The organism is Gordonia terrae, from assembly GCF_051789125.1.
GTDB lineage: Bacteria > Actinomycetota > Actinomycetes > Mycobacteriales > Mycobacteriaceae > Gordonia > Gordonia terrae_A.
The window spans coordinates 4,444,427-4,459,255 of the sequence record NZ_CP196526.1; the positions used below are offsets into that span (position 1 = coordinate 4,444,427).

The 14,829-nt window shown below is 67.8% G+C and carries 24 protein-coding genes; all 24 read right to left on the reverse strand.

Going from position 1 to position 14,829, the window contains the following annotated elements:
• Positions 1–2: 2 nt before the first annotated feature.
• Positions 3–1,466 (reverse strand): phage major capsid protein, encoded by a 1,464-nt coding sequence (locus tag ACSUZC_RS20135; protein WP_439030223.1) that lies wholly within the window; start codon positions 1,464–1,466, stop codon positions 3–5.
• 2 nt (positions 1,467–1,468) lie between these two features.
• Complete coding sequence (locus tag ACSUZC_RS20140) at positions 1,469–2,419, reverse strand: HK97 family phage prohead protease (RefSeq protein WP_439030224.1); 951 nt, start codon at positions 2,417–2,419, stop codon at positions 1,469–1,471.
• Positions 2,385–3,812, reverse strand: a complete 1,428-nt coding sequence (locus tag ACSUZC_RS20145) for a phage portal protein (protein WP_439030225.1) — start codon at positions 3,810–3,812, stop codon at positions 2,385–2,387. The genes ACSUZC_RS20140 and ACSUZC_RS20145 overlap by 35 nt, the downstream gene beginning before the upstream one ends.
• Complete coding sequence (locus ACSUZC_RS20150) at positions 3,809–3,970, reverse strand: hypothetical protein (protein WP_439030226.1); 162 nt, start codon at positions 3,968–3,970, stop codon at positions 3,809–3,811. The genes ACSUZC_RS20145 and ACSUZC_RS20150 overlap by 4 nt, the downstream gene beginning before the upstream one ends.
• A complete protein-coding gene (locus tag ACSUZC_RS20155) occupies positions 3,967–5,499 on the reverse strand; it encodes a hypothetical protein (protein WP_439030227.1) in 1,533 nt (510 codons plus the stop codon). The genes ACSUZC_RS20150 and ACSUZC_RS20155 overlap by 4 nt, the downstream gene beginning before the upstream one ends.
• Positions 5,465–5,908: a hypothetical protein gene (locus ACSUZC_RS20160; protein ID WP_439030228.1), complete on the reverse strand. Its 444-nt coding sequence runs from the start codon at positions 5,906–5,908 to the stop codon at positions 5,465–5,467. The genes ACSUZC_RS20155 and ACSUZC_RS20160 overlap by 35 nt, the downstream gene beginning before the upstream one ends.
• A 329-nt stretch (positions 5,909–6,237) precedes the next feature.
• Positions 6,238–6,915, reverse strand: coding sequence for a hypothetical protein (locus tag ACSUZC_RS20165; protein WP_439030229.1), 678 nt, complete (start codon positions 6,913–6,915; stop codon positions 6,238–6,240).
• 6 nt (positions 6,916–6,921) lie between these two features.
• A complete protein-coding gene (locus ACSUZC_RS20170; protein ID WP_439030230.1) occupies positions 6,922–7,314 on the reverse strand; it encodes a hypothetical protein in 393 nt (130 codons plus the stop codon).
• A gap of 20 nt (positions 7,315–7,334) precedes the next feature.
• Complete coding sequence (locus tag ACSUZC_RS20175; protein ID WP_439030231.1) at positions 7,335–7,514, reverse strand: hypothetical protein; 180 nt, start codon at positions 7,512–7,514, stop codon at positions 7,335–7,337.
• A complete protein-coding gene (locus ACSUZC_RS20180; protein ID WP_439030232.1) occupies positions 7,514–7,849 on the reverse strand; it encodes a hypothetical protein in 336 nt (111 codons plus the stop codon). Before ACSUZC_RS20180 ends, ACSUZC_RS20175 begins: the two co-directional genes overlap by 1 nt.
• Positions 7,846–8,109: a hypothetical protein gene (locus ACSUZC_RS20185; protein ID WP_439030233.1), complete on the reverse strand. Its 264-nt coding sequence runs from the start codon at positions 8,107–8,109 to the stop codon at positions 7,846–7,848. Before ACSUZC_RS20185 ends, ACSUZC_RS20180 begins: the two co-directional genes overlap by 4 nt.
• Positions 8,109–8,483 carry a hypothetical protein gene (locus ACSUZC_RS20190; protein ID WP_439030234.1) on the reverse strand — a complete coding sequence of 125 codons (375 nt, stop codon included), beginning with the start codon at positions 8,481–8,483 and terminating at the stop codon, positions 8,109–8,111. The genes ACSUZC_RS20185 and ACSUZC_RS20190 overlap by 1 nt, the downstream gene beginning before the upstream one ends.
• Positions 8,476–8,724 carry a hypothetical protein gene (locus tag ACSUZC_RS20195; protein ID WP_439030235.1) on the reverse strand — a complete coding sequence of 83 codons (249 nt, stop codon included), beginning with the start codon at positions 8,722–8,724 and terminating at the stop codon, positions 8,476–8,478. The genes ACSUZC_RS20190 and ACSUZC_RS20195 overlap by 8 nt, the downstream gene beginning before the upstream one ends.
• On the reverse strand, positions 8,717–9,076 hold the full coding sequence (locus ACSUZC_RS20200) for a hypothetical protein (protein ID WP_439030236.1): 360 nt from the start codon (positions 9,074–9,076) through the stop codon (positions 8,717–8,719). Before ACSUZC_RS20200 ends, ACSUZC_RS20195 begins: the two co-directional genes overlap by 8 nt.
• 595 nt (positions 9,077–9,671) lie before the next feature.
• Positions 9,672–9,815, reverse strand: coding sequence for a hypothetical protein (locus ACSUZC_RS20205; protein ID WP_439030237.1), 144 nt, complete (start codon positions 9,813–9,815; stop codon positions 9,672–9,674).
• A 74-nt stretch (positions 9,816–9,889) separates the two neighbouring features.
• Complete coding sequence (locus ACSUZC_RS20210) at positions 9,890–10,132, reverse strand: hypothetical protein (RefSeq protein ID WP_439030238.1); 243 nt, start codon at positions 10,130–10,132, stop codon at positions 9,890–9,892.
• Positions 10,125–10,532, reverse strand: a complete 408-nt coding sequence (locus ACSUZC_RS20215; RefSeq protein WP_439030239.1) for a hypothetical protein — start codon at positions 10,530–10,532, stop codon at positions 10,125–10,127. The genes ACSUZC_RS20210 and ACSUZC_RS20215 overlap by 8 nt, the downstream gene beginning before the upstream one ends.
• A complete protein-coding gene (locus ACSUZC_RS20220) occupies positions 10,525–10,836 on the reverse strand; it encodes a hypothetical protein (protein ID WP_439030240.1) in 312 nt (103 codons plus the stop codon). Before ACSUZC_RS20220 ends, ACSUZC_RS20215 begins: the two co-directional genes overlap by 8 nt.
• Positions 10,836–11,774, reverse strand: coding sequence for a hypothetical protein (locus ACSUZC_RS20225; protein ID WP_439030241.1), 939 nt, complete (start codon positions 11,772–11,774; stop codon positions 10,836–10,838). The genes ACSUZC_RS20220 and ACSUZC_RS20225 overlap by 1 nt, the downstream gene beginning before the upstream one ends.
• Positions 11,771–12,409 (reverse strand): hypothetical protein, encoded by a 639-nt coding sequence (locus ACSUZC_RS20230; protein ID WP_439030242.1) that lies wholly within the window; start codon positions 12,407–12,409, stop codon positions 11,771–11,773. The genes ACSUZC_RS20225 and ACSUZC_RS20230 overlap by 4 nt, the downstream gene beginning before the upstream one ends.
• Positions 12,406–12,612 (reverse strand): hypothetical protein, encoded by a 207-nt coding sequence (locus ACSUZC_RS20235; RefSeq protein WP_439030243.1) that lies wholly within the window; start codon positions 12,610–12,612, stop codon positions 12,406–12,408. The genes ACSUZC_RS20230 and ACSUZC_RS20235 overlap by 4 nt, the downstream gene beginning before the upstream one ends.
• Positions 12,609–13,193, reverse strand: a complete 585-nt coding sequence (locus ACSUZC_RS20240) for a crossover junction endodeoxyribonuclease RuvC (RefSeq protein WP_439030244.1) — start codon at positions 13,191–13,193, stop codon at positions 12,609–12,611. The genes ACSUZC_RS20235 and ACSUZC_RS20240 overlap by 4 nt, the downstream gene beginning before the upstream one ends.
• Positions 13,190–13,720: a hypothetical protein gene (locus tag ACSUZC_RS20245; protein WP_439030245.1), complete on the reverse strand. Its 531-nt coding sequence runs from the start codon at positions 13,718–13,720 to the stop codon at positions 13,190–13,192. The genes ACSUZC_RS20240 and ACSUZC_RS20245 overlap by 4 nt, the downstream gene beginning before the upstream one ends.
• Positions 13,717–14,829, reverse strand: coding sequence for a hypothetical protein (locus tag ACSUZC_RS20250; RefSeq protein WP_439030246.1), 1,113 nt, complete (start codon positions 14,827–14,829; stop codon positions 13,717–13,719). Before ACSUZC_RS20250 ends, ACSUZC_RS20245 begins: the two co-directional genes overlap by 4 nt.

The window sequence follows — 14,829 nt, forward strand, 5'->3', positions numbered from 1 at the left end:
GACTACGTGACGTTGAGCATCCGGAACGCGCCGTCGTTCACCGAGTCGGCGCCGACGCGGAAGTACGCGAACCAGCCGCTCTGACCGGTCGGGCGGCCATTGGCGCCGAACAGGTGCGGGATGTACGACAGCGTGGTGCCGATCCGGTCGGCGATCACGTAGTTCGAGAAGTCACCGAACACCAGGACGTGGTTGTCCTGCGTGGGGGTGACGGCCGACTTCATCGCCTCCGCGATGTAGTCCGGGCGCCCGAGCAGCTCGGACTTGCGCGCCTCGGCGAGCTGACCCCACAGGGCCGATCCGCCGTTGGTGTCGAACTGGCGCATCGTGTTGTAGATCCCACGGTGGCCGAGGTACGACCCGTTGGCGGCGTAGCGCGCGGGGAGGGCGGTGTCGAGCTTGTACACGTCGCCGACCGCGAACGTGTCAGTCGTGGTCGAGGTGATGACCGAGCTCGTGCCCGCCAGTGCGGTGACGATGCCAGTCGGACGGCCCGAGCCGGAACCGGTCACGAAGGCGACCGACTCCATGCTGTCCTTCTCGAACGCGATCATCCGCGCGATCTCGCCCGCGAGACCCGCGTCGGCCTCGACCTCGAACGACTGGGCCACGAAGACATCGCCCTTGTGGATCGGGATCGACGGCTGAGCCAGGGTCGGCGAGTCATCCGAGACCTCGGTACCTTCGCCGTCCCACGAGCCGGTGACACCGGCCGAGGAGATGCCGTGCCAGACATCGCCGGTCGCGGTCACCACCCGGGCGATCTGGCGCACCTGGTTGAACGACCCGTCGGCGGTCAGGATCACCGTGGGATCGAGCTGGAACGGCACCGCGAAGCCGCCGTTCGCGTCGGTGAGGGACATCGCCCGCGAGAGCGCGCGCTGCTCACCCGCCTCGAGACCGGCCATCTGGCCCTGCGCCCGGACCACCTTGAAGAACGCCTTCGCGTACTCCGGGCTGCTGGTGCCGAGCACGAGCTCGGCCATGCGGGTGTCGTCGCCAGCACGCTCGACGAACCCGGCCGACGCCTCACGGACCTTCTGCGACGCGTGCGGCATCCGCTCGATCGCATCCTCGGCGCGGTGGCGCAGCTCGTCGGCAGTACCGGCCTGGCCGTAGCGCACCTCGGAGGTGTCCCACGGGTTGCGGTACTTGCCGCCCAGGCTCGGAGCCCCGCGGTGCCGGGTGGTGTCGACGATGTCGACGTCGCCACCGCCGCCGCGGTTCTCGTCCCGGGCCTCCGAGTCCGATGCGCCAGCGCTCGACGCGGAGCGGATCTCGGCCAGCGCGGCGTCGTGCTCGAGGTCGAGACGGTGCGCGTGCACCGACCGGAACTCTTCGAGCAGCTTGGGCACTGCGGCGTGGTCCTCGGGAGTCTTGTCGGTCTTGGCCTTCAGCCGCTCCAGTTCATCCTGGATGTCCTTCTCGCGGTTGATGGCCTGCTTGTGGGTCAGTTCGACGGGCATCGTCACAGTCCTTTCATGGGGGGCGTCGCGTCCCGCGTGTTCGCCACTTCGGCGAGCGCCTCCGCGAACAGCCGGTCAGATTCGGCAGCGCGGACGGCGTCGACTTCGTCGGTCGGCGCGGGATCATCGGGGGGAGAATCCGTCTCGTGGTCGGCGGCCGACTCGTCGTCGGTGCCTTCCGTCGCGGCGGTGTCCTCATCCGAGTGCTCGACGTCCACCACTGCGGAGTCTTGCGGCTCGTCATCGGACGACCCACCCGCATCGGGTGGGCTGGTGCTATCGGCCGAGTCGGCGCGAAGCAGCAGTTCGGCGAGCATCTTTCGCTGCTCGGGTTCATTCAGGCGAGCCGGGTCGATCGTCACCGGCTCAGCCGACCGCACACTCGCGGTCGTGTCTTGGTAGGCGGGCCACACGACGGGGCCGACCTCGTCGAGTTTCGCCTCGAGGATCGTGCGCAGCAGCGGCCCGCGCTCGTCTGGGGACCACAGCAGGTAGTCGACCTCGGACGCGGGAACGACCTGGCCCATCTTGTCGCGCCACTCCTCGCGGACGACAGAGAAGCGAATCGACATGCCGTCGATCGCGCCGGTCTCGATCGCCTCCTGGATGAGATCGATCAGCAGGTGTTTGCCGAGGCGCGCCTCGACCTCGAGACCGCGGTCGTCCTCTTGGATCGACCGGATGACACCGATCGGGACCGAGCCGATTAGAGGGTGGCGACCGTGGTCGAACTGGAACTTCGGCGTACGCTCGCGCAGCGTCTTTCGGAAGGCCCCCGGCGCGAACTGCTCGTCGAATGTGCCTTCCCACGAGTCGATCCGGGTCGGCGAGTTGAACACGGCGCCGTAGCCGGTGAAGCTGCGCCCGTCGCCATGCTCGTCGTCGCGGGTGACTGTGAACGGTACGGACCGGCACAGGTCACTGCGCTGGTGCGTCTTCGTCTTTGTCGTCATCGTCATCTCCCTCGTCGTCGACTGGGGGTGTCGACTTGATCGGTTCGGCTGGGGTGCCTGGCTCCTGTAGTTGGACGCTGACCATTCCGGTGTGCTCGAGGAGTCGGAGGTCGTTGTTGTCGACGGCCTTCACGACCGAGTCCGGCGTGTATCCCGCAGAAATGAGCGTGTTGATCGTCTCGGCGCGGGTCCGTTGGATGTCGGCGGCGTCCTTTTCGTCCTCGCGCAGGAACGGCACGTCGCGTGCGTCGTACCAGAGACGCGTTGCGTTACCGCGACTCTCGACGAGCGTCTCGATCGATCCGGCGACGTTCTGCCAGAGCGGGTGAGCGGTTCCGTCGGCGAGGCGACGTCGCGCCTGGCCGTAGTTCGAGTAGGTCGCCGCGGCGAGGCCCTCGGACAGTCCGACGATGACCGGCGGGACTCCACCGGCCGCCGCGATGCGGGTCTCACCGCCGCCTCGGACGTCCTTGAAGTCGATGTCTTTCAGGTTGGTCCCGACGACCGTCGCGTCAGCGCCCGGGTAGAGATGCAGTGTCTTGTAAGCGTTCTCGATGCCGGTGTTCCGATCGCGCATCTGCTCGATCCACTGCTTGACCTTCCCCTCGTTGGCCGCGGGGTTGTGCTTGACGATCATGTTCGGCGTTGCGCCGTTGTCGAAGAACTTGCGCTGATGCCGGGTCATCGACTGGTCGGCCTGGATCTCGCGCAGGATCGGGGTCAGCCAGGACATGCCGGCGTCGACCTCCGACAGCGGATCCGGGATCGGTGCGAAGTGACACACCTCGTCAGCGGTGAACGCAACGGGATCGCTCGACCCCGGCCCACCCTCGGTGTAGATGAACCCGATCTTCTCCCAGCCCACCTGGCCGCCGCGGTTCACCTTCCGGCCCGCATCGCTGAAGTAGCGTCTGCGGCCGACGATCTCGACCCAGTCGGGGCGCAGGCGCACCAGTTCATCCCTGTTGCCCTTGTCCCGCACCCAGTAGCTGTTACCTGCGAGGTCTGCGTCCTGGATCATGCGCGTCAACAGATCCTGTGTGGTGGCCCCGCGCCAGGGCCGCTCGAGAACGCGAAGCTCCTGCGTGCCGAACAGATCCGACGGGGCGCCCGATCTGAGATTCTGGTACGTGAACCGGATGCTCGAGAACACCAGCATCCGGACGAGCATCACCGAGAACACAACACCGTTGGCCGCGTACGCCTCCTGTGCGAGACCGACGAAGTTGTTCGACGGCCGCTCGGTCGCATCGCCGGCGAGCGTCTGCTGTAGGTGCGGCGCCATGTAGCCCGAGTTCAACGAGTACTGACTGAGCATCTTCACGTACTCGTCGAGGTTCATCTCGCGCTCCTCGGCGCGGACGCCGCCCTTCAGGCGGTCGAGCAGGTTCATCGACGGCCGCTCGGGTCGTATAGCACCACGGAGCCGACGATCGTCAGGAGGCCCGCGATCATCACCGCGACACCCGGTGCCCACAGCATCGCCGCACCGCCGACGATGGCAATCGCACCGATCGCGGCCATCGCCGCGCACATACGCCTCAGCGTCATTCCCAGAACCCCCATACCTCGGTCTCTGTCGCACCCTCGCCGCGGACGATCAGCCCGTGCACAGCGAGGGTCACGGCCACCAGTTGTGTGATGTCGCTCGTCTTGTCCTTGCGATCCCAGGCCCACGAATCGGCCAGGTCGCGCGTCTTGGCGCTCACCACCGCACGGGCCAGCGCGGCCGAGCCACGGTGTCGCAGTTCGTCCTCGATGGCCGCGTCGTAGAACGTGTTGGCCGCGATTGCCATGTCGTGGGCGTCGGTCAGCTCCAGGAGCCCGGGCACGTCGGACGTGCCCTCGTCGATGCCCTCTTTCTTGAAGTCCGGCAGTAGTGATGCGGCTGAGGAGTGGTCGTCGATCACCACCGCGCACGGCTTCTGCGCGTCGCGCAGTTCCTTCACGCGGCCGACGATCCAGTTCGTTCCCGGTAGTGACTCAATCTGCTGGCCTCGCACAGCGGGCACGATGCCGACGTGGATCTTCCCGTCCTCGCGCCTGGCGGCCACACCAATCGCCGCCCTGCTGCGGTCGCGAGAGACGTACACGCCGAAGGCGACTGGGTCGATCGGTGTCGACTCCGGGTCGGTCAGGTTGCCCCACTGGTCGGACGAGATGAGCGAGCCGCCGGTCTCGGGCTCAGGGTCGTGCCATCCGAGGCGTTCACGCCCGAACTCACTGGGGTCCATCGCGAGGCGCTCAGATCGTATGTAGTCCATCGAGATACGCCGTCCTGCCTGGCTGTTCGCCCTGCGCCAGTTGTCCTCGTTGTCCATCGCGCAGCCTGGCTCCCCAGGCTCGTGTGTGCACTGCTCGTCTGCGCAGCCACCCTCCGGAGCGCTGTACTCCATGTAGCCGAGCCGCGGCTCGCCACCCGCGCGCCCGCGCTTCACGACACGTCGCAGGACGTCCGAGGTCGTGTGGCACGCGCTCGAGCCGTAGAGGATCTGCGCGCCCGCCCGCGTCGACATCGTCGGCATGATCGAACCGATGTGGGCCTTGGTCAGTGCGAACGCCTCGTCGAGGATCGTCTTGTCGCCGGTCAGACCACGGCCGCCGGTCTTGGTCCTGGCCTTGAACTTCAGCCGCCGCTCACCGACGAGCTCAATGGCCATGTGGCCCGAGCCTGAGTAGATCCCGCCATTCGGGCCAGGCGCCAGACGTCTCGACAGTGACGGTGTGTTCTCGATCAGTGTCACCATGTCGCCGAACGACTCGCGCGCCGTGTCGAACTCGTGGGCCGACCACGACACGCGCCGTTCCTCAGTGACGAACATCCACCCGAGCGCCGCCTGTTTCGCGAACCCGGTCTTCATGTTCTGCCTCGGCGCCACGATGCCGAACTCGAAGATCAGCGGCCGGCCGCCAGGCCCGAGCGCGAACAGCGCGTCGAGCGCGATCTCCTGCTCGGGATCGGGCGCGAACCCCGCGTCGGTGCACACGTCACACACCTCGGGCCCGAGCGTCAGCACGTACTCCGGATGGGTGAAGTACGCAGGCTCAATCAGCAGAGGCCGCAGCGCGTAGCTTGGCATCCCGCCGTTCCGCCACTTCGTCCACCACGTCGGCCGTCTCGCCCTTACGGCGGATCTGCCCCATCACCGTCCGCAGCTCTCGGCTCAGCGTCGCGACACTCGCGCCCGTCTCCCTTGGACTCACGATGCGCCGAGCGACGGCGATGGCCTGCTGGCCAAGCAGGGTTGAGCGTTCACCGCATGCCTCGAGTTCGGTGATGAGCGATGAGACGAGATCGTCGGAACCCGTGTCGATATCGTTTGCCACGGTGGCCGCAGGAGCCGCCGTGGTGCGCTCCTGGCGCCCCTCACGCGGTGCTGCAGGTCCACCAGCCCGGGACGCCCGCTTGCGGCATGTGGCGCCGCAGAACCGTGCAGTGCGCCGAGCGGCCTCGAAGGGCTCGCCGCACGACTCGCAGGTCTTCGTCATCGCCGGGCCTCCTTCGCTGGTCAGCGGCACGCGGTGCCGGGTGACACGCAGTGCCACCAGGGAGGGGGGTAGGGGTGCCCGCGAGGGCGGTTGGGAGGCGGCGACTCAGCGCAGGGGTCGCCGTTTACATCCCGTGACGAATCGAGTCACGTGACCGCCGTGCTGGTCCTGTGCGTCACGCTCGCGATCCACGTCGCCGATGACCGAGATCGGAGCCGGTGGGCGTCGATCTGGCCCGCCCACAGACGTCTCAGCGACACCCGGTTTGGCGGCGGTCGGTCAGCGGTGCGAGCGGACACGCGGTGTCACCGGCGCGGCGGCACTGAGTGTCACCACTCGCGGCTGGTATCGCAGTTCGCGGAGCGGTTTCGCGAGGGTGCGCCGCGGTTGCAGCCCACGTGCTCGGGTCCGCGGTACTTCGACCGGTCCGCGTCGTCGTGGCCGAGGTCCCAGGGTCCGGAGGGCGGGATCGGTCGGTTGCAGCGCCAGCAGATCGCCTTGCCGGATCGCACGACGGGCTCCCAGCGCTTGCGCTCGGCCTTGTGGTCGGGGCCGTAACCGCGCTCGGCGGTGGTGCGTTTGCGGGCGACAGCGGGGCGTCGGGGCTTCTCGGCGTAGTACTCGTCGATCACCTTGAGCATGTGGGCGGGGCGCTCGCGTCGGGCACGGGCGACGACCTCAGGCTGGCCGGGGTCGATGGTGACGACCTGGGCGCCGAGGTCGCGGTACCGGGCGACGGTGCTGGCGCTGGGCGTCCCGTGGATCACATACACGTCGAGGTCGTCCTCGTCGGCGTATGCGAGAGCGGCGTCGATGGCCGCCTGCCTGGCCGCCTTCGTGACCAGCGCGAGTTCCTCGGGGTGGGCGTGGTTGGTGGGGCCGGTGCGCTTGCCGCGCAGGGCGTTCGCGATCAGGTCGTAGTCGATGACGATGTCGGCCTCGCCGGCGCGCTCGCGGACCCATGTGGTCTTGCCAGCGGCGGGTGGGCCGGTGACGAGGAAGAGCACGAACTCTCAGTCGGCGATCCGGGACAGCTTGTGTGCCGCGACGACGCGCGGCGCATCCGCCTGGTTGAGCGCGAAGAGCGCCGCACCGAGCATGTCGTCGTCCAGATGGCAGGCGACGACGAGGGTGTCGACCGACATCCCTCGCTGACCGTTGGCGTGGATGGACGTGAACTTGACCATTCCGCCGTTGACCATGTTGATCCGGCGCTGGCCGGCGGCGCGAATGACTCGCGCGACCTGCTCGCCCGAGATCCGGTCCACGACGTCGCGGCAGGCCTCCTCGGCGGCCGTCTCTGAGTCGACCACAAACAGCACGCGGCGTCCGGCGCGGAGGTCGCCGACGGTGGCATCGACGAGGTCGCTTGGTGCTGCGATCCCGGTGGACATTGCTGCGGTCATGGTGGGGGTCCTCTCGGATGTCAGAGCGGATGGTCGCAGTCGAAACAGCGGGCGACCGTGGCGAACTCCCCGACGCCGTTCTCGGACAGTCCGAGGACTGGTGCACTCCATCCGGACGGCAGGTTGCAGTGCGGGCACCACAGGCCGGACTCGACCCTCGATTCGTCGAGGGTGAGGATGATGTGCGCGCCGGCGGCCATCAGAGCGCCAGCGACGTCTGAAGATCGGCCAGGCACTCGCGCTCGACAGGGTTGTCGGCGCGAGGCCGCCACTTCTCGCCGAAGATGTCGGCGAAGATGGCGTTCGCGCGCTGGATCTGCATGGCGAGCAGGCCGCGCTTGTTCCCTCGCTGCTGGTTCTCGAGAACGCGACGGACGGCGGGCAGGAGTTCGGACTCGATGCGGCGCTGCTGCTCCGCGGTGACGACCTCGTGACGGAGGGACTCGCAGCGCAGGCCGAGTAGGAACGACTGCTTCTGGTAGCCGTTGCCCATGTTCGCGAGCGCCTTCTTGCGCTGGGCGGGAGCGAGTCTCACTGTTCGGCGCGCTTTCGCCGAATGGCGACCGCGGTGGTGACGTATGAGAGCGCCGGGCCACCTCGGCTGCCCGGGCTGGTGTTGCCGATCAGGGCGTCGGCGTCGTTGCCGTCCTCGCCGGTCCGCAGGAACGTCAACTCGACAGACCCGGCGGTGAACCGTGCCTCGAGGAGCTTCTCGTCGACCGGAATGCCGAGCCCACTCAGCGCGGCCCGGACGTCGTCGGCGTCGAGGGATTCCGGAATGGAGGGCAGATGCATCAGGATTCTCCGCTCGTCTGGTCGAGGATCTCGCGCTTGGTCAGCCGCGGCGGGACGTCCAGCTTCAGTCGAGTCGACGGCCGCCCCCAGTTGGTGAGCTCGCCCTCGCTGACCGACTTCCCGATGAGGCCGACCATGCGGTCGAACACCTGCGTCGCGGTGTGGCCCGCGTCGACTCCGGCCTGGATGTCGTCGTCGATGTCGATCGACTCGAAGACGGTGTCGGCCACCTGGCCGATCGCGACGAACCCGACGGCGTCGATGTCGTTGGTCCACAGGACACCCGGGCATGGCGTCTGCACGACTGCCCAACGGCCGGGGCCACTGCGGCCCGACGTCGAGTCAGGGTCGGTGCGGGCGATGAACTCAGGCACCGCCGAATCGCTCCTGGATCTGCGCGAGGATCTCGGTCGACCGGCGGCGTTCGCCGGATGGGGTGAGCGGAATGAACACCTCGTCGCGATACCCGCACGCGTAGAACGATGTGCAGATCGGCGGCTGCCCCGGGCGCATGACCTGCTCGCGCTCCCAATGGCCGCCACACTCGCCGCCGTGGCACTCGCCGAACGATGCCGCACCCTCGGGGACGCGGCCGCCGGGTGCAAACTCAGGCACGGGGCCAGTCGTTCCCACGGTGGTCGTTGGTGCCGCAGAACATCGGCGCACTCGCCTCGACGGGGACTGTGTACGTCTCGTGGACGAGCGGTTCGGCATCGACGCCCACCACGTCGGCGTACGGATTCCGCACGAGTGCGTCGTTCTCGTCTCGCGCGGAGCGGGTGACGGTGATCCGCGTGGGCTCGATGACGACGCGCGTCGTCTGCGGGTCGATACCGAGAGTCTCGAGCGCTGCGATCACCTGCTCGCGCGATACGGGCTCGACCGGTGACTCGATGTCGCGGAGCCCCTGGATCTCGCGGTACTGGGCGATGACCCTCCGCGCGTGCTCCATTGGATCGAATGCCATGTCGACCTCCTTGAAGTTGGCCCCCGGTAGCGGGCCCGCGCTGCGCAACGCGTTGCGGCCGTTTGGCGCGGCCTTGCGGCCCGCTGCCCCCTGCTCTGCCACGAGCTGGTTGGGGTGCCCGCCGGGGGTGCCGGGCAAGTTGGGGACCCGCCACAGCGCCGGGACTTCTCAGACCATCCAGGGGGAATCCACAACCCGAGGGGTCCAGTCCGTAACGCGGGGGATGCGCCGGTCGCCGGCGCTGTGACGGGGGTCTGCGAGAGACACGAAAACCGCGGGCCGATCTGCTTTCGGGCAGGGTCGGTCAGCGGTCGTTCGCGAGTTTATGCAGGTGAACGGCGGAATGCCAACACCGTGACAGGTTAGGCGTGTCACGCTGTCACGCGACCTCAGTCGATGTGCTCGATCAGGCTCAGCGGGACGTACTCGATGATGCTGTCCCCGTGGGTGACGTCGATCGCGGCGTAGTTCTCGAATCGGCGACCGTTGAACTCCATGGGACCGACGTACGTGAGGCGTCCCGCCGTTGGGGTCCGTGTGTTGTCGGTCAACCGCACCCGGTCGCCGACTCTGAATACGGGCTTCTCGTCGTCCATCAGTCGGCGTGCCGCTCGAGCGCCAGGGCTAGGTACGCGCCTCCGATGTCGTCGTCGAACCAGACGTCGACCACCTCGGGTTGACCCGGGTAGGTCACCTCGACCGTACCGACGTAGGCGTCGCCCGAGGGTGCGCCCTTCACGTGAACCCGTTCGCCAGGTCGAAAGGCCTGCGGTGGTCTCGTCAGTTCCCGCCAGAACCTCATGAGTCGCTTCATCAATCGATGTGCTCCATCTGCTCGTCGAAGAGGTAGAGCAGACCGCCCAGCGCGCCCGGCTCGAGGTTGAACTCGTTTGAGGCCCAGGCGTCGAGGGCCTCGGCGCCGCGAGTCACCTGCACCCAGTGCGAGAAGAGCGGACGCCACCCGGTGTGCTCGACAACCTTGCCCGCCATCTCGATCGTTCCGCCCGGGAGTTGCGCGGTCCAAACCACCCGGTCGCCGGCGTTGAACTCAGTCATCGCCGAACTCCGGGTCGACGACCTCGGGCAAGATCCACAACGCGGTCGGGTCGAGGTCGCCCACGTAGCCCGGCGGGATGACCAGCGGCACAATCGACGCGGCGGAACGGTCATGCACGCCGACCCCGCCCGACGCTGTGGGCGCCGGGGGCGGATGCATGGGCGGTGGTGGGACATCGAGGGACACGAGGCTGCGTCCGGCGCGTTCCTGCTCACCCCATGGTCCCCGCCAGTCGCCATATCGCGCCTCGTCGGGTACCGCACGCGCGGCCTGGTCGAGTTCGCGTTCCTGGCGGATGAGGTCGCGCCGCCGCGCCCACCGGAGGCCGGCGCGGCCGGACACCCAGTAGAGCGGCACTGACAGGGCCAGTGCCCCGACGACATCCCAGCCCTCAGCCATCGTCGGGCTCGCAGTAGCTACAACCGCACACGCAGAGGTAGCACACACCATCCTCAGCGATCGAGCTGTCCTCGTCCTCGCACGATGGGCAGAGCTGGCCCGGGGTGAGGTTGGGATGCTCCGCGCGGAACATCGCGCCCGTGTACGGGTCTGGGTTGCGGGACGGGATGAGCACCTCCCCGCACCCGCACCGCAGGCGACGATCCTTCGGGAAGCTCCAACCGTCGTGGTCAGCATGGAGGGTCCCCGCCTTGGCCTCGGCGGCCAGCGAATGAAGCCGCTCGACGATCTCGCTGTTCGTCATCACCTCGTACTCCCCTCTCTTGCAGCCAATTCGCGCACCTCGGACAGCGAGAACACGGGGTGCGCACCCTTCGTCACTCGCTGCGTGATCTGCCCATTCGCGGCCTTCCATCCGCGAGGTCGGATCAGTCTGTCCTTGCGCCACTGGTAAAACCGATTCTTCGGGATGCGCTCGCCAAGCTCGGCTGTGACGCGCAGAATCTCGGCGCCGGTCAGTAGGAAGTTGCCCGCCTGCGCCCAGATCTCCTCGAGGAGCTTCTCGGTGTCGTGCCGGCGCTTGCACTTCCAGCACGTGACGTGCGGCCGCGGGTCGCCCTCGGGCGTGCGTCGGACGTACAGCGCCTCCCGGCAGCGGAGCGGGGTCACTCCATCCGGCTCGACGCCGACGATCGTCGGGCACGGCCCGGCGTACATACCCTGGTCCCGCCGGTTGATCGCCTCGACACCGCGGTCGAATGCGCCGATGATCTCGGCCATCGCCATCGCCCCGTCTTCTCGGTGACCGAAGGCCGAGAAGTAGTGCCCGAGCCAGTTCGCGAGGTCGGTCGTCGTGGCGACGTAGTTGGCGGGTACACGCCGAATCCCCTCGGGCAGTGGGCCGTAGACCCGCGATGCGCCTATCACCTCGAACTGGATGTCGGCGGTGTCGCACAGATCGCGCGCCCACCTGGTGAGCACGTCGCGCAACTCGCGTAGTCGGTTCGCCGCCGAGGTGCGCCACGGCACGGGTGACTCGATCTCGTCCTCGGGGATCGTCCCGCGGGCCTCGAAGAACTGGCGCTCGTCGAGGTGATTGAGGCTGTCGCCACCGTGCGCAGTGAGGACGAGTTTGTTTGACAGCCAGGGAATCTGCTCAAGAGTGTCGGCGAGTTTCTTCGTGCAAGGCCAGCACAGGAACAGCTCGGCGGGCCGGTTGCATCGCGTACAGCTTCGGGTCACTCGTCACCGCCTCGGATGAGTTCAAGCTTCGGCCTCGGTATCGTCGGCTCCTTGCCTCCCTCGTTGCGCACCCGGTACGGGTCTGCCCAGTCATACAGCTCGTCCCACACCGTGTTGAAGTAGCGCCGCAGCACACCGCCCGAATTGGCCGGCGGCACAGGCTCCCCCAGCTCCTGCCACTCAACAAACAGGCGTTGCGACCGGATCTTGTGGTCGAGCGACCAGTGACGTGTGCAGTAGCCTTCCATCGCCCACCGCCCGGTCATGGGATCGATAATCTTCACTGTGCGATAGGCCCGCTTTCCACACGGGCCGTCGCGTCGAATCATCGGCGCGATACACAGACCCGTCGTCGTACGCTCTCCGATGTAGCGCGGGACGTCGCGGCGAATGACCGCTCGCACGAAGTGGAGTCCATCGAGGCCGGAATCGGAGGCGTCGACCATCTGGGCGATTCGAGAAGTCCAGTGCCCCTTACGTGCCAGCCGTTCCGAAGCGGTGAGCGCTGTCCGGCGTTTCGCGATGTCAGCGACGAGTAGCACGGCGAAGAGCTTGGCGTCTCGATCGAGATCGGGGTCAGCCGCGATGTCGAGGATGAGGCTCTGGGTGCGCAGCGCTCCCGAGACGTTCGTCATGCGAGACCCCGTAGCCTGCCGAAGCTGTTGCGCCCCTGGCGTTCAGCCTTCACATTGCCGGGCGCGACCGCGGGCAGTGAAGGGGCGAGGAACGGGTTCGGCCATGTGAGGACCGCGGCGGTGACGTACTCCCGGATCATCGCCTGGCGAATGGTCGTCGCCATGCTGACGCCGCCGTCATCGAGGCGGTGTCGGCCGCTCATGCGAGCCCCTCCGGCCACTCGACGGCGCCGAGGCCGCGGTCGTGTCGGTCGGTCGTCTCGAACGGCAGCGGCCACCCGAGCCAGTGAGCCCCCATCTCGGCGAGCGTCAGGCCGTCGGCCTCGTTGTCGTCGTGGATGCGGTGCGCGTCGGCCGGCCACTGGGCGCGCACGACGCCGAGGAGGTGCGCCTTTTTCTGGCGCGCGGACAGGCCCGCAGGGTACTTCCCGTCCGGCCAGACGGCGCGGGTCGACGGGTTGACGACCGCGACCGGGTACTGGGCCGACAGGGTCGAGTAGACCCCCCACCAGAGACCCCACCGGTCACCAAAGCTCGGCAGCGGCCGGGTCATCCCCTGCGGCATCGCCTCGATCAGCACCAACTCGGCGTCGGCCGGCACCCAGGACACGATGCGCCGCGTCTGGGCGACGATGCGGTTCGAGCGCTGGCGCCAGCCGTCGCCCTTCGTGGCCGTGCGGCCCACAGAGACCAGAGATCGGATTTCTGCGGTCCCGGTGCCCGAGAGGCCCAGAATCGCGATTCCAGCGGCTCTCAGGCTCGGATCGATCCCGACGACGCTCATCTCTGCGCCGCCTTCGCCCGGGCCGCCTTCACGCCGTCGGACAGCCGCGACAGGCATGGGATCTTTCGGGTCATGCCGGTCGCGAGGTTCACACACGCCTGGTCGGGCTGGGCCTGGCAGGTGCGGCACGGCAGCTCGATCGCGTCGTGCTCGTCATAGGCGTCCCAGATCGGCTTACCGTCGGCCTGGCCGATCGGCAGGCCGCCGAGCTGACGGTCGGGGCCAGTGATCGCCGCTGCTTGGGCGACCTGCTCGCCCTTGTCGCGCTCAGCGCGGTCGCGGCGGATCTTCCGCGCCGCGGTGATCACGTCGCCGACGCGGATGGTGTCGGCACCCGGCGCGCTGTAGTGGGCCGTGACGGCGGCGAGCGCGTCGGCCTTGTCGATGCCGTGCGGCGCCATCGCCTCGGCCCATGCCTTGATGCGCTCCTCGTCGGACGTCACGCGGTCGTCGAAGATCTCGGCGCGGGCAATCGCCGTGCCGGCGGCCAGAAGCGCCGCCTCGAAGTCGTGCGTCGTGGTGGTCACTGCTGGGCCTCCCGGAACTCGGCGATGAGCCGCTCGGTGGTGCTGACGGTGTCGACGGCCCGCTGGGTCGCCTTGGTGGGCTTCGACTGCGACTCCGGCGGTCGTGCAGCCTTCGCGACAAAGTGCGGGATCTGCGAGGCGTACAGGCGATCGGAGCTGTGCCATGCCTTGACGCCCTCGGCGATCTGGTGGGCGTCGATCCCGTCGCGGATGAGCTGATCGACCTCCTGGGCGATCTCGATGAGCGACTGCTGCGGGATGCCGCCGCCGGCCCAGTTGGCGAACTGGGTGGCGAACTGGTTCGCGACTCCGCTCCGTGAGGTCGCGTTCAGCTCGGCAATCCGCTTCGAAGTTCGCGTCTCGCGGCGCGGTGCAAGCTCCACCGCGCCTTGGTGAGATGACTCAGAAACCGCGGGAGAATGGAGAAGGGAGATAGGAGCAGGAGTAGGAGCAGGAGTAGAGGGGGGGTTAGACGGGGGGTTAGCGGGGGGGTTGGAATTAGTTACCCCCATGGGTTGGCCCAAGGGTTGGCCTATGGGTTGACCCCTAGGGTTAGCGGGGGGGTTAGCCCAAGGGTTGGCGGTGGGGTTGTCGCCGGGGTTGTCGGAGCCTCGGAAGGGCTCGAGGCCGCTCGGATCGATCGCCTTCTGAGACAGCAGACTGACGAGCTGCTCGCGCTGCCACGCCGACGAATCAGGGTTGTTCTTCTGGATCTTCTGGACCTCGAACACAACGACGCCCTTGAGGATCCGAGAGGCGAGGTCGCCACGCGCATTCGCCATCGACACCGCCATATTCGGCGTACGCCAGAGGGCGTCGTGCTTGACCCACGAGCGCAGCAGGAACTCCTCGGCGACCTCGTCGATGATCAGGAACATCTCGCGCGAGAGCTCTTCGGCGGCCAGCTCCACACCGCGGATGGTCCACCCACTGGCGCGCTGTGCGATCTTCCCTGGGCGCCAGTCGCCGGCGCCGCAGTACGTCAGCCCGGGCGACGTCCAGAGCACCAGGTACAGGTGTTGGGCGGCCGGACTCAGGTCGAGCCAGTCGTCGTCATTCCAGATGTCGAGGTTGACTCGGGCGTGATCCTTACCCGTCGCTTTCGCCAT

Bases quoted from the DNA above. Each gene is read 5' to 3' on its own strand.
- ACSUZC_RS20135 (WP_439030223.1), bottom strand. From the start codon at position 1,466: ATGCCCGTCGAACTGACCCACAAGCAGGCCATCAACCGCGAGAAGGAC.
- ACSUZC_RS20140 (WP_439030224.1), bottom strand. From the start codon at position 2,419: ATGACGACAAAGACGAAGACGCACCAGCGCAGTGACCTGTGCCGGTCC.
- ACSUZC_RS20145 (WP_439030225.1), bottom strand. From the start codon at position 3,812: ATGAACCTGCTCGACCGCCTGAAGGGCGGCGTCCGCGCCGAGGAGCGC.
- ACSUZC_RS20150 (WP_439030226.1), bottom strand. From the start codon at position 3,970: ATGACGCTGAGGCGTATGTGCGCGGCGATGGCCGCGATCGGTGCGATT.
- ACSUZC_RS20155 (WP_439030227.1), bottom strand. From the start codon at position 5,499: ATGCCAAGCTACGCGCTGCGGCCTCTGCTGATTGAGCCTGCGTACTTC.
- ACSUZC_RS20160 (WP_439030228.1), bottom strand. From the start codon at position 5,908: ATGACGAAGACCTGCGAGTCGTGCGGCGAGCCCTTCGAGGCCGCTCGG.
- ACSUZC_RS20170 (WP_439030230.1), bottom strand. From the start codon at position 7,314: ATGACCGCAGCAATGTCCACCGGGATCGCAGCACCAAGCGACCTCGTC.
- ACSUZC_RS20175 (WP_439030231.1), bottom strand. From the start codon at position 7,514: ATGGCCGCCGGCGCGCACATCATCCTCACCCTCGACGAATCGAGGGTC.
- ACSUZC_RS20185 (WP_439030233.1), bottom strand. From the start codon at position 8,109: ATGCATCTGCCCTCCATTCCGGAATCCCTCGACGCCGACGACGTCCGG.
- ACSUZC_RS20200 (WP_439030236.1), bottom strand. From the start codon at position 9,076: ATGGCATTCGATCCAATGGAGCACGCGCGGAGGGTCATCGCCCAGTAC.
- ACSUZC_RS20210 (WP_439030238.1), bottom strand. From the start codon at position 10,132: ATGACTGAGTTCAACGCCGGCGACCGGGTGGTTTGGACCGCGCAACTC.
- ACSUZC_RS20215 (WP_439030239.1), bottom strand. From the start codon at position 10,532: ATGGCTGAGGGCTGGGATGTCGTCGGGGCACTGGCCCTGTCAGTGCCG.
- ACSUZC_RS20220 (WP_439030240.1), bottom strand. From the start codon at position 10,836: ATGACGAACAGCGAGATCGTCGAGCGGCTTCATTCGCTGGCCGCCGAG.
- ACSUZC_RS20230 (WP_439030242.1), bottom strand. From the start codon at position 12,409: ATGACGAACGTCTCGGGAGCGCTGCGCACCCAGAGCCTCATCCTCGAC.
- ACSUZC_RS20235 (WP_439030243.1), bottom strand. From the start codon at position 12,612: ATGAGCGGCCGACACCGCCTCGATGACGGCGGCGTCAGCATGGCGACG.
- ACSUZC_RS20240 (WP_439030244.1), bottom strand. From the start codon at position 13,193: ATGAGCGTCGTCGGGATCGATCCGAGCCTGAGAGCCGCTGGAATCGCG.
- ACSUZC_RS20250 (WP_439030246.1), bottom strand. From the start codon at position 14,829: ATGGCGAAAGCGACGGGTAAGGATCACGCCCGAGTCAACCTCGACATC.